This is a genomic window from Rhodococcus ruber NBRC 15591, from assembly GCF_001894945.1.
GTDB lineage: Bacteria > Actinomycetota > Actinomycetes > Mycobacteriales > Mycobacteriaceae > Rhodococcus > Rhodococcus ruber.
The window spans coordinates 146,090-157,557 of the sequence record NZ_BCXE01000020.1 but is presented as its reverse complement, the minus strand read 5'-3'; the positions used below and the strand labels follow the sequence as shown (position 1 = coordinate 157,557).

Annotated in this window: 11 protein-coding genes; 3 read left to right on the top strand and 8 right to left on the bottom strand. The window is 72.6% G+C overall.

The annotated features are described in order from the left end of the window. Positions 1–58: 58 nt before the first annotated feature. The 6 genes from RR3_RS12995 to mftE form a co-directional block, all read right to left on the bottom strand. Positions 59–595, bottom strand: a complete 537-nt coding sequence (locus RR3_RS12995) for a DUF779 domain-containing protein (RefSeq protein ID WP_010591927.1) — start codon at positions 593–595, stop codon at positions 59–61. A gap of 92 nt (positions 596–687) precedes the next feature. Further along, the gene (gene exaC / locus RR3_RS12990) at positions 688–2,211 is read right to left on the bottom strand and encodes an acetaldehyde dehydrogenase ExaC (protein WP_017679981.1); all 1,524 of its coding nucleotides are present in this window, start codon (positions 2,209–2,211) and stop codon (positions 688–690) included. A 100-nt stretch (positions 2,212–2,311) separates the two neighbouring features. Beyond that, on the bottom strand, positions 2,312–3,613 hold the full coding sequence (locus tag RR3_RS12985) for a helix-turn-helix domain-containing protein (RefSeq protein WP_010591929.1): 1,302 nt from the start codon (positions 3,611–3,613) through the stop codon (positions 2,312–2,314). A gap of 49 nt (positions 3,614–3,662) precedes the next feature. Continuing rightward, positions 3,663–5,138, bottom strand: a complete 1,476-nt coding sequence (mftG, locus tag RR3_RS12980; RefSeq protein WP_017679982.1) for a mycofactocin dehydrogenase MftG — start codon at positions 5,136–5,138, stop codon at positions 3,663–3,665. 17 nt (positions 5,139–5,155) lie between these two features. Continuing rightward, a complete protein-coding gene (gene mftF / locus RR3_RS12975) occupies positions 5,156–6,544 on the bottom strand; it encodes a mycofactocin biosynthesis glycosyltransferase MftF (protein WP_010591931.1) in 1,389 nt (462 codons plus the stop codon). After that, the gene (mftE, locus tag RR3_RS12970) at positions 6,541–7,227 is read right to left on the bottom strand and encodes a mycofactocin biosynthesis peptidyl-dipeptidase MftE (RefSeq protein ID WP_010591932.1); all 687 of its coding nucleotides are present in this window, start codon (positions 7,225–7,227) and stop codon (positions 6,541–6,543) included. The genes mftF and mftE overlap by 4 nt, the downstream gene beginning before the upstream one ends. Positions 7,228–7,447: 220 nt before the next feature. Here mftE and RR3_RS12965 point away from each other — a divergent pair, with 220 nt between their 5' ends. Beyond that, on the top strand, positions 7,448–7,813 hold the full coding sequence (locus tag RR3_RS12965; protein ID WP_010591933.1) for a dihydrofolate reductase family protein: 366 nt from the start codon (positions 7,448–7,450) through the stop codon (positions 7,811–7,813). A gap of 5 nt (positions 7,814–7,818) precedes the next feature. Here RR3_RS12965 and RR3_RS12960 read toward each other — a convergent pair whose 3' ends face one another. After that, complete coding sequence (locus RR3_RS12960; protein WP_064066656.1) at positions 7,819–8,820, bottom strand: endonuclease/exonuclease/phosphatase family protein; 1,002 nt, start codon at positions 8,818–8,820, stop codon at positions 7,819–7,821. A gap of 162 nt (positions 8,821–8,982) precedes the next feature. Here RR3_RS12960 and RR3_RS12955 point away from each other — a divergent pair, with 162 nt between their 5' ends. Together RR3_RS12955 and RR3_RS12950 are read left to right on the top strand one after the other, a co-directional pair. Then, positions 8,983–9,327, top strand: coding sequence for a YciI family protein (locus tag RR3_RS12955; protein ID WP_010591935.1), 345 nt, complete (start codon positions 8,983–8,985; stop codon positions 9,325–9,327). Next, positions 9,324–10,595, top strand: a complete 1,272-nt coding sequence (locus RR3_RS12950; protein ID WP_064066655.1) for an RNA polymerase sigma factor — start codon at positions 9,324–9,326, stop codon at positions 10,593–10,595. The genes RR3_RS12955 and RR3_RS12950 overlap by 4 nt, the downstream gene beginning before the upstream one ends. A 67-nt stretch (positions 10,596–10,662) precedes the next feature. Here the strand turns inward: RR3_RS12950 and RR3_RS12945 are convergent, their stop codons facing one another. Next, the gene (locus tag RR3_RS12945) at positions 10,663–11,451 is read right to left on the bottom strand and encodes a hypothetical protein (protein ID WP_040272202.1); all 789 of its coding nucleotides are present in this window, start codon (positions 11,449–11,451) and stop codon (positions 10,663–10,665) included. Positions 11,452–11,468 lie beyond the last annotated feature (17 nt).

The following is an 11,468-nucleotide window of genomic DNA, read 5'->3' as shown; positions in this document are numbered from 1 at the left end:
GCGTACTCACGGTACGAGCGGTATGTACACACCGCGTCAGTACGCGGTCACGGAAGTGTTACGAGGAGCGACCCGGGGTCGTCGGCACCGGGCACGCATCGGCGGCCTCGGCCACGACGGTCGGCTCCGTGGCCGGATCCGGGCGGGCGCCGGCGGCCCACTGCTTGCCGAGCACGGGGGTGTCGCGGGCGAGAGCGTCGTTCTCCTGAGCGGTGAAGGCACGGCCGCGACTGAGGAACCGGAGCCCCTCGGGGGATTCGAGGCTGAACCCGGAGCCGCGGCCCGGCACCACGTCGAGGACGAGCCGGGTGTGCTTCCACGCCTCGAACTGGGATCCCGAGATCCACACCGGGACGGCGTCGGCGCCGCCGGGCAGGTCGTCTGCCGTCCGCCCCACCTCGAGACGCAGGTCCAGCACCCCCAGCAGCACGTCCAGGTCGCCGACGACGAAGTCGCCGTCCGGATAGCACATCGGCGCCGACCCGTCGCAGCAGCCGCCGGACTGGTGCATCATCAGCGGCCCGTGGCGCTCGGCGAGGCGGCGCAGGAGCGTGACCGCGTCGGCGGTGGCGACGAGGCGGAGCGGGACGGACATACGGTGCCTTCCGATTGTCGGCGGGGGTAGGGCGGAATGGGAACGGCGCCTGCCACGTCGCAGGGGGGTGACGTGACAGGCGCCGGGTCTGATCAGAAGAAGCCCTGGGCCTTCGGGGCGTAGGACACCAGGAGGTTCTTCGTCTGCTGGTAGTGATCGAGCATCATGTGGTGGTTCTCGCGCCCGATGCCGGACTGCTTGTAGCCGCCGAACGCCGCGTGCGCCGGGTACTGGTGGTAGGTGTTGGTCCACACCCGGCCGGCCTGGATCGCGCGACCGGCCCGGTAGGCGACCCCGCCGTCGCGGGACCAGACGCCGGCGCCGAGGCCGTAGAGGGTGTCGTTGGCGATGGAGATGGCGTCGTCGAAGTCCCGGAAGGAGGTCACCGAGACCACCGGTCCGAAGATCTCCTCCTGGAAGATGCGCATCTTGTTGTGGCCGCTGAACACCGTCGGCTGGACGTAGAAGCCGCCGGACAGGTCGCCGCCGAGTTCGGCGCGCTCGCCACCGGTGATCACCTGGGCGCCTTCGCTCTTGCCGATCTCGATGTAGGACAGGATCTTCTCGAGCTGGTCGTTCGACGCCTGCGCACCGATCATCGTGTCGGTGTCGAGCGGATCACCCTGGCGCACGGCCTTCGTGCGCACCGCGGCCAGCGACAGGAAGTCGTCGAAGATGTCCTGCTGGATCAGCGAGCGCGAGGGGCAGGTGCACACCTCGCCCTGGTTGAGGGCGAACATCGTGAAGCCCTCGAGCGCCTTGTCCTGGTAGTCGTCGTTGGCCGAGAGCACGTCGGAGAAGAAGATGTTCGGGCTCTTGCCGCCGAGCTCGAGGGTGACCGGGATCAGGTTCTGCGAGGCGTACTGCATGATCAGGCGGCCGGTGGTGGTCTCGCCGGTGAACGCGATCTTGCGGATCCGCGGGCTCGACGCCAGCGGCTTGCCGGCCTCGACGCCGAAGCCGTTGACGATGTTGACCACGCCCGGAGGCAGCAGGTCGCCGATCACGGAGATGAGGTGCAGGATCGAGGCGGGCGTCTGCTCGGCCGGCTTGAGGACGACGGCGTTGCCGGCGGCCAGGGCGGGGGCAAGCTTCCACACCGCCATCAGGATCGGGAAGTTCCACGGAATGATCTGGCCGACGACGCCGAGCGGCTCGTGGAAGTGGTAGGCGACGGTCTCGGAGTCGATCTCGGAGATCGAGCCCTCCTGCGCACGGATCGCGCCCGCGAAGTAGCGGAAGTGGTCGATCGCGAGCGGAATGTCGGCGTTGAGGGTCTCGCGGATCGGCTTGCCGTTGTCCCAGGTCTCGGCGAGGGCGATCGACTCGAGGTTCTCCTCGATACGGTCGGCGATCTTGTTGAGCAGGATGGACCGCTCGGCGACGGAGGTCTTGCCCCAGGCCGGCGCCGCGGCGTGGGCGGCGTCGAGGGCCAGCTCGATGTCCTCCTCGGTGGACCGGGCCACCTCGGTGAACGGCTGTCCCGTGACCGGGGTGACGTTCTCGAAGTACTGACCCTTCACAGGCGGTACCCACTGGCCGCCGATCCAGTTGTCGTAGCGGGACTGGAAGGACATCAGGGCGTCGGGCGAGCCGGGACGGGCGTACACGGTCATCGGTGTTCACTCCTCGGATGGTCTGGCACACCCCATGCGGGGCGTGTGATCCGGAACACTACGAACCGGTGGGTTGCAACTACGTTGCGTAGCTGCAACCTCAGATGCCGAGCTGGCGGTCCAGCAGCTCGATCCGGGCCCTGACCTGGGCGAACAGCGTCGAGTGCGGATCGAGGGTGGTCAGGTACGCCTCCCAGGCGGCGATGTCGTCGCGCCCGTGCACCGATGCCGTCCACCGCGCGAGCAACTGGGCGTCGCCGGCGCGGAGGAGCGCCGCCTGCACCCGGGCGCGCAGTTCGTCCCGGATCTCCTCGACGCCGGGCGCGACCGATCCGGGCAGCACCGGCCCGGCGTACAGGCGCACCGCCGTCGCCACGTCACCGCGGTCGAGCGCACCGCGGACCTCCGCGACGTCGGTGACGAGTTCGCCGAGGAGCCGGTACGGGCGAGAACCGAGCCCCTCGGATCCGAAAACCTTTCGCAGCCGCGACATCTCGGCACGAATGGTGACGGAGTCGAGCTCGGACTCGTCGAGCAGCACCGCAAGCCGGTCCGAGCTCAGACCCTCGGGATGCTCGGCGAGCAGCAGCAGGATCTCGGCGTGCCGCTGCGACAGCGGGATCCGCTCGCCGTCGCGGTGCAACGTGGGCCGTCCGGAACCGAACGTGTCGAGGCTCGTGCGAGCGGACGACAACAGCCGCGGCGAGCTGAGCAGGTGCAGCCGCAGTTCCGACTCGGCGGCGGCGACCGTGGCCCGCACGAGTTGCAGCACCTCCGGCGCGGCGACGCGCAGACCGCCGGTGATGTCGATGGCGCCGAGGATCCGGCCGGTGCTCGGGTCGTGCACCGGCGCGGCCGAGCAACTCCACTCGTGCACGGTGCGGTTGAAGTGCTCGGCGGCGACGATCTGGACCGAGTGGTCGACGGCGAGAGCGGTGCCGGGCGCGTTGGTGCCCACCCGCTCCTCACTCCAGTCGGCGCCCTCGACGAAGCTCATCGACAGCGCCCGGTCCCGGGCCGCATGGTCGCCTTCGACCCACAGCAACCGGCCCTGTTCGTCGCTGATCGCGACGAGCAGCCCGCTGTCGGCGGCGTCCTCCACCAGCAGCTTGCGCACGACGGGACGGATCAGCGCCATCGGATGCCCGGCCCGGTACCGCTCGAGGTCCAGGCCGGTGAGCAGGCTCGGCTGTTCGACGGCGTCGGGACTGATCCCGTTGCGGCGGCTGCGCAGCCAGGATTCGCGGACCACCGACCGCACGGAGGCCGGCACGACCGACGTGTCGGCCGCGTCGAGGAACGAACTGTGCGCCGACGACACCCGTTGCGCCAGCTGCGACGGATCGTCACCGGGCCGCAGCGCCACCCACGGGTTGGCCGAGCCGGATCGTTCGTCGGTCATGCGGTGCTGCTCATCTGCCGGTTCCTCCTCCGGACAACTGTAACCCGAGTCACAAGCCCGCCCCCGTGCCCACCCGCTCCGCCAGCATCACCGCCGTCGCGTGCGGGCCGCGGCCGGGCACCTGCGGGAACACGGACGTGTCCACGACGCTCAGTCCCTCGGTGGCGTGCACCCGGCACCGGTCGTCGACGACCGCCGCCTCGTCGGTGCCCATCCGGCAGCTCCCGGACAGGTGCAGCGACGTCCCGAGGTGTTGTTCGAGCCAGGCGTCGCCGGGGTCGAACGCGTCGGGATCGACCCCGGTCCGGTCCACGACGTCCGGCATCGCCGCGAGCAGATGCGCGGCGTGCGCGACCCCGTCGCGCAGGTCGGCACGGTCGCCCGGGTCCTCGAGGTAGCGGTAGTCCAGCAGCGGCGGCCGCGTCGGGTCGGCCGGGTCGAGGCGGATCGTGCCGCGGCTGCGGGGACGGGTGAGCACCACACCCAGAACGGGGTCCGCGACGCCGCTTCCGGGGACGGACGCGGCGAACGGTGCGGTGTAGGGGCGCATCTCGAGATTGCCGGTGTGCAGGACGACCTGCAGGACCGGGGCCGGTCCGGGTTGCGGGGCGCGGTACCGGTAGGGGACGGCGATCTCCGGGTGGTCGGTGAAGCCCGTCCCGACCCCGGGGAGCTCGATCCGCGGGGTGACGCCCAGGCGGGTCAGCTCGGCGCCGGCGCCGATGCCGGAGAGCATGAGCAGCTGCGGGGAGCCGATCGCACCGGCGGCGAGCACGACGTGGCCGGCGCCGACGGTCTCGCCGTCCTCGGTCTCGACGCCGACCGCGCGCGACCCCGAGAGCACGACCCGGCGCACGCGGGTTCCCGTGCGCACGGTCAGGTTCGGCCGGGTCAGTGCGGGCAGCAGGTACGCGTGGGCCGGACCGACGCGCATCCCGTCGCGGATGTTGAGCGGGACGGGGCCCACCCCGTCCGGTCCGGGCGCGTTGAGGTCGGCGATCCGGCGATGTCCGGCGGCGAGGGCCGCGTCGTGGAATGCGGCACCGACCGGGTGCAGCCGCTCCCACGGCGTACGGGCGACGGGCACGGGACCGGACGTCCCGTGCCAGCGACGGTGCACACCCGTCCCGGCGTCGGCATCGGTCTCGGTGGCGCGGAAATGCGGCAGCACCCGATCGAACGACCAGGACGGCGGCCAGGCCTCGAAGTCGTCCGGGCGGGCCCGCACGAAGTACGCCCCGTTGACCGCGCCGGAGCCGCCCAGCAGCCGGCCGCGGGCGACGACGGACGGGCGACGTCGGGTCAGCCGGACCGGGTAGGCGCAGGTCCACGGGCTGTCCGGACCGACCGGCAGGACGGTCGCGTCGAGCACCGCGGACGGGGTGTCCGCGATGGAGCGGTAGCCGGGGCCGGCCTCGAGCAGCAGGACCGTCCGGTCGGGATCCTCGCTGAGCCGGGCGGCCAGCACGCAGCCGCAACTGCCACCCCCCACGACGACGACGTCGGCGTGCGCCGGCGCGGCCACGGGCGCGACTACCCCGCTCAACCCTGGATGCGGGGCGCGAGCGCCGCCGCATCCCGGGCGACGACCGCACCCCACCACAGTCCGGCGCCGTAGGCGATGTCGTCGAGACGCTTGTAGAACACGTAGCGCAGGGGGTCGAGGCCGCCGTCCTCGCGGTGGCCGTACCAGTCCCACAGCCCCTCGGCGACGGCGAAGCCGAGGACCGCGCGACGCACTCTCGGCGAGACCACGGCGGCGACGAACGTGATCGGCCAGTAGTGCCGGCACAGCGCGGAGGCGACCTGCCACAGTCCGCCGGCGAAGCTCTGCGCGGTGAGCACCGCCGCGATCCGGGTCGGCTGGTCGAGTTCGGCGAACATCCGGCGCAGCCGGAGCATCGTCACCGACAGCGACGCGACCGCGCCGACCGCCCCGAGGCGGGTGCGGCTCGCGGCGGCCACGCACGCGAACAGCATCGACCCGGACATCGACATCGTCGGTACCGAACCGCGGTGGCGGCTCGCGAGCGGTGCCGCACCGGTGCCGTAGAAGGCCTTGCGGGTGAACCACTTCCGGAACCCCACGCGGTGATCGTGCGCCACGTGCGCGACGGGTTCGTAGCGCAGCCGCCAGCCGGCCTCCTGCAGCCGCCAGCACAGGTCGACGTCCTCGGCGACGTGCATGGTCTCGTCGAATCCGCCGGTCGCGGTGAGCACGTCGCGACGGACGATGATCGCGGCGCTCGGCACGTACGCGACCGGGCTGCCGGACTTGACGGCGGCCTCGCGGCGGCCGAGATCGAGCGACGAGCGCGCGTGTTCGTAGCGTCCCAGGGCGCCCCTGTCGGGTTCGAGCGCGACGACGCGCGGCGCGACGAGCGCCACCGCCGGGTCGGAGAAGTGCCCGAGCATCACCTCGAGCCAGCCCTTGCGCGGCACCACGTCCGAGTCGAGGAAGGCGACGAACGGCGTCGTGGCGGCGCGCAGTCCGGTGTTGCGGGCCGCGGCCGGGCCGCGGGACCGCTCGTGCCGCAGCACCCGGAGCGAGTCTCTGGCCGGGGCGGACAACGGAACGTCCGAGCCGTCGTCGACGACGATCACCGTCAGACCCTCGACGGCGGCCAGCAGGCGCTCGAGCCCGGCCGGGTTGTTCTTCACGGGAATCACGACGGTGACGTCGGAGGTGGCGGGCAACGCGGTGGGACGGGGGTTTCCGACGCCGGAGTCGAGCAGGCGTCGCGCCACGACGGCGGTCTGCGAGTCGACGACCTTCACGTAGCCGTCACCGATCATCGCCGCGGCCGCGGGGGCGAGCTTGAGCATGCGCGTGGGTGAACCGCCGATGAGCACGCGACCGTCGGAGTAGGCGCGCACCCGCGGATCGATACGGACGCCGAATCCGTCGGGCAGTCGGGCCGTGCTCGTCAACGGAGTCTTCCTTTCGCATCCGGCTCCCACCGGGTCGTCTGTGCCGCCGCTCGATCGACGATGTCGGCGAACCATCGTGCCCCCTGCGCTGCGCTCGCGGGCGTCGGATCCCCCAGCACGCCGTTCGCGGACACGGCGACGATACCGCCCGTCCGCATTCGTGGCATCAGGTCGGCGAGGGTGCCGGTGTTTCCCTTCTCGGCGCGGGCGGTGTCCACCACGTGCGGATCCAGATGCAGCAGCAGGCTGGTTTCGGTGACGCCGGCATGGGCGTCGCCGCCGGGCACGGCGAACGGCAGCCACGCCGCGTCGCGGCCCTCGTACCGCAGCCGGGACACCGCTCTGGTCAGTGCGGGCACGTTGCCGCCGTGCCAGTTGACGAACAGCAGGCGCGCGGCCCACCGGCACACCGAACGTCCGTATTCGACGAAGACGGTCTCCATCGCGTCGGCGCCGAGCGAGACGGTGCCGGGGAAGCCCTCGTGCTCGCCGCTGGCCCCGTACTCGAGGGCCGGCGCGACGAGCACACCCGGCAGGGCTGCCGTCAGCGCCCGGGCGATCCGGGTGTCGGTGTCGAGCGGAAGATGCGGCCCGTGCTGTTCGAGCGCGCCGACGGGAACCGCGACCGTCGCGCGGCCCGGTTCGATGTCGGGCCAGTAGGCGGTGGCGAGGTCGCGGGTCACCGGTCCGATGGTAGGGGTGTGCCCTCCGGGTCGCCGTCGGCAGTGGCGAGTGCGTGCTCGACCCGAGCCGGCACCCGCCGCCGGTGGACGCGCTGAGCAGCGCGTTCGTCCGGCCGGCGCGACGGTCCCCGTGGACGCGGAGTACGGTGCCGCGACGAGTTCTCGCCCGTTCGGCGGTCGGTACGGACAGAATCGAGACGCCGCGAGCGGAAGGTGAGCCATGAGCAAGCTGCTGTACTCGGCCACGATGTCGATCGACGGATTCATCGCCGGCCCCGGCGACGACATGTCGTGGCTGGTGCCGTACCTGGGACCGGATCCGGCGATCGACGAACTCGTCGGCGAGATCGGTGCGCTCCTCGTCGGCAACCGCACCTTCCGCGGCGACGACCCGCACAAGGGCACACCCACCGAGGGCGAGGCGTTCGGTGGCGGCTGGAGCGGACCGCAGTTCGTGCTCACCCACCGCCCGCCGGCCGAGCCGGTTCCGGGGGTGACGTTCGTCGGCGACCCGCTCGCGCTGGAACGTCTCGGCACCACCCAGGGCCCCGTGGCGACGGACATCCGGCTGCGGGTCGTGCGGTGAGATTGCTATTCGCCGTCGCCGGAATTCTCGTCGCCGGCCGGCGGCGGGAGCCGGACGACGGCGACGAGGCCGTGATGATCGGAGCCGGGGAGCTCGATCCGGTCGAGGGAGATCGCCGTGGCGCCCCGGGTGAGGATGTGATCGATCCCGACGACGGCCGGATAGCGGCGGTCCGCCGGATACGTCGGCACGAGCCCGCCGCCGACCCGGTCCGCGGCGTGCACGTACCCGGAGTCGAGGAGGTCGCGGAAGCGGGTGTGCGAGTACGTCGCGTTGAAGTCCCCGCTGACCACGACCGGGGCCGGGCCGGTCACCGACTCGAGTTCCTCGTCCAGGCGTTCGAGCTCGGCCGCCCACGCCGGAGCCGGTGTCAGGTACGGGGGCGCGGGATGCACGGCGTACAGGATCAGCGGCCGCCCGGGGCCGGTGTCCAGGGTCGCGGCCAGGTTCGTCGGCCCGAACCCGTCGAGCGTGCGGCCGGCCGAGACGGGGAACCGGCTGTAGATCCCGGCGCCCGCACCGCCGGTCGGCGTCGGGGCCAGGAAGCGGTGCGGAAGCAGGTCGTCGAGTCCCGCGACCCGCAGCGCGGCCACCGCGTCCTCGGTCAGTTCCTGCACGGTCAGGACGTCGACCCGCCGCTCGCGCACCGTCCGGACCAGCGCATCCGGGTCGGCCTGCCCGACCATCAGATTGGCCTGCATCACGTGGATCGTGGGACCGGAAGTCGAGGCCGGCCGGTCGTCCCGGACACCCGGTACGTACAACGGTCCCAGGGTCCAGGCTCCGGCGGCGACGACCGCGAGCGCCGAGGCCAGCAGAACCGGGCGCCGGGCGAGGGCGGCAACGACCGCACCCGCCACCGTCCCGAGCAGCAGGTACGGGCCGAGCGACGCCCAGGCGATCACGGCGTTGCTCGCCACGTCCGTCGCGGAGGCCACCAGCGCGGTGAGCCCGAGCACCGTCGCGGCGATCGAGACGAGGGCGGCGAGTCGTCGCGGCACGCTCATGAATGCCTCCTCACCCCGGCTGCATGCCTCCGCGCGACACCCGGCGCGGCCGTAGCCGGGAACGAACCGGCGGCTCCTGTCGATCCGACCCGGTTCCGTTCGTCGTCATGTCGTACGGCAACCCTGCCGGGCAGGACACCCACCCTACGAGAAGGGCTCGATATGAAGTACATGATGCTGATCAACGCCGCATCGGCCGAGGCCGGCGACCAGTGCACCGTCGAGGAGTGGATGGTCTTCGACAAGGAGATCCAGGAGGCGGGAGTCGTCGTCGCCTCGGAATCGCTCGCCGACCTGACCACCGCCACGACCGTGCGGGTCGGTCCCGACGGGGCGCGATCCGTCACCACGGACGGGCCGTTCGCCGAGACGCGCGAGGTTCTCGGCGGCTTCTACGTCGTCGACGTGCCCGACCTCGACGTCGCGCTGGACTGGGCGGCCCGCTGCCCCGGAGCGCGCGGCGGTGGATCCGTGGTGGTGCGGCCGATCGCCGACTTCGGGCAGTGACCGCGACGGACGGGCCGGGCGCCGGCGCGCGGGTCGACGCAGCCGTCGAAGCGGTGTTCCGGGAGGAGCGGGGGCGGTTGCTCGCCGCCCTCGTGCACCGCTTCGGCGACCTCGACCTGGCCGAGGACGTGGCCGGCGAGGCGATCGAAGCGGCGCTGATGCACTGGCCCGTCCGGGGCGTGCCGGTCAAGCCGGGGGCCTGGTTGCTGACGACGGCGCGGCGCAAGGCCGTCGACCGGCTCCGGCGGGATCAGGCCTACGCCGCCCGGCTGGCCGTCCTGCAGGTGGATTCGGATCGGGCGGACCACTCTCCCACCCCCGTGGCCGGCAGCGACGTGCCCGACGAGCGCCTGCAGCTGTACTTCACCTGCGCTCACCCGGCGCTGGCGACCGAGGACCGGGTGGCGCTGACCCTGCGGTGCCTGGCCGGGCTCGGGACGCCCGAGGTGGCGCGGGCCTTCCTGGTCCCCACCGCGACGATGGCGCAGCGGATCGTGCGGGCGAAGAAGAAGATCCGGCAGGCCCGCATTCCGTTCCGGATGCCCGAGCGGGACGAACTGCCGGAGCGGTTGCCGGGTGTACTGCAGGTGCTGTACTCGATCTTCACCGAGGGATACGCCGCGAGTTCCGGGCCGGACCTGCAGCGTCCGGACCTCGCCGACGAGGCTCTCCGGCTGGCCCGGATCCTGCACCGGTTGCTGCCCGGTGAGCGGGAGGTGACCGGGCTGCTCGCCCTGATGCTGCTGACCCACGCGCGCCGCGACGCCCGGACCGGGCCGGAGGGCGCGGTGGTTCTGCTCGCGGACCAGGACCGTGCACGCTGGGACGGCGCTCTCGTCGCCGAGGGCACCGCTCTCGTGCCCGTGGCGCTGACCGGTGGCCCGCCGGGCCCGTACGGCGTGCAGGCCGCGATCGCCGCGCTGCACGACGAGGCCGCCGACGTCGCCTCCACCGACTGGCCGCAGATCGTCGCGCTCTACGACGTCCTGACCACCCTGGCGCCCTCGCCGGTCGTCGCGGTCAACCGCGCCGCGGCGGTGGCGATGCGGGACGGTCCGGAGGCCGGTCTGGTGCTGCTCGACGCCCTCGCGGACGAGCCCCGGCTGCGCGGCTACCACCCGTATCTCACGGCCCGCGGGGAGCTGCTGCGCCGGCTCGGCCGCGACGACGAGGCCGCCGTCGCCTACCGGCGGGCACTCGAGCTGGCCGGAACCGAACCCGAACGCGCGCACCTGCGCCGTCGTCTGGAGGAGACGGGCCGGTCGTGACCGGGATCGATTCGGGGTGTCGTCGCCGCATCGGCCGAGCGGCCGCACCCGTCTTTCGGCACCCGGATCAGTCGCCGAAGCCGCTGCGGGAGGCCCAGCCCGACGCGGCGAACGACCGTCGCAGGGCTGCGCGCAGGTCTGCCGCTCCGGCGAGTTCCGTCATCACGGACCGATACTCGTGCGGTCGGCGGCCCACGAGTGCCGCGAAGCCGGCGCACTCGCGCAGCAGTGTGCCGAACAGCGCCTCCTGGGTCTGCAGCGGTATCGGCGACCCCCCGGGCGGCGCGAGGGTGCCCCACTTCGAGACGTACACGTCGAAGCCCACCGGCCGCGCTCCCCCGTCGATCGCGAGAATGCACTCGTCCGCGGTCACGGCGCGGCGCGTGTAGTTCGGCTCCGTCGCGTCGAGGCACGCGAGCTGGTCCCGGTCCAGCAGCGACGCGAACACCGCGGTGCGGGCCCCCGGCCGGCGGAACGCGGTCGCCGCGACGTAACCGGCCACGCTGACGTGGGCGCTGTGCCCGACCGCCATGCCCGTCACCGTCGCGCGCAGGAAAGGCACGGTGGGGTCGACGTGCCCGGCCGTCAACTTGCGCGCCACCACCGCGGGACAGGCGTTGGACCCCACGGCGACGACGAGACGCCGGTCCCGGACGCCGTCGACGCCGGCCGCCCGGAGCGCGCCGTCGACGGTCCGGCTGGTACCGGCGAGCCGCAGGGTGCTCGCACCGAAGTCGGCGCGAGCACGTGCGCGGTGGTAGCCGTCGCGGGTGAGCAGGCCCGTCCCCGGCGCGGCGGGTCCGGGGTAGAGCCACGGAGCGGCCACGAAGTCCACTCCGTCGGCGACGGTGCTCATGCTCCCAGTATTCCGCG

Bases quoted from the DNA above. Each gene is read 5' to 3' on its own strand.
- RR3_RS12995 (WP_010591927.1), bottom strand. From the start codon at position 595: ATGTCCGTCCCGCTCCGCCTCGTCGCCACCGCCGACGCGGTCACGCTC.
- exaC (WP_017679981.1), bottom strand. From the start codon at position 2,211: ATGACCGTGTACGCCCGTCCCGGCTCGCCCGACGCCCTGATGTCCTTC.
- RR3_RS12985 (WP_010591929.1), bottom strand. From the start codon at position 3,613: ATGACCGACGAACGATCCGGCTCGGCCAACCCGTGGGTGGCGCTGCGG.
- RR3_RS12965 (WP_010591933.1), top strand. From the start codon at position 7,448: ATGAGCAAGCTGCTGTACTCGGCCACGATGTCGATCGACGGATTCATC.
- RR3_RS12960 (WP_064066656.1), bottom strand. From the start codon at position 8,820: ATGAGCGTGCCGCGACGACTCGCCGCCCTCGTCTCGATCGCCGCGACG.
- RR3_RS12955 (WP_010591935.1), top strand. From the start codon at position 8,983: ATGAAGTACATGATGCTGATCAACGCCGCATCGGCCGAGGCCGGCGAC.
- RR3_RS12945 (WP_040272202.1), bottom strand. From the start codon at position 11,451: ATGAGCACCGTCGCCGACGGAGTGGACTTCGTGGCCGCTCCGTGGCTC.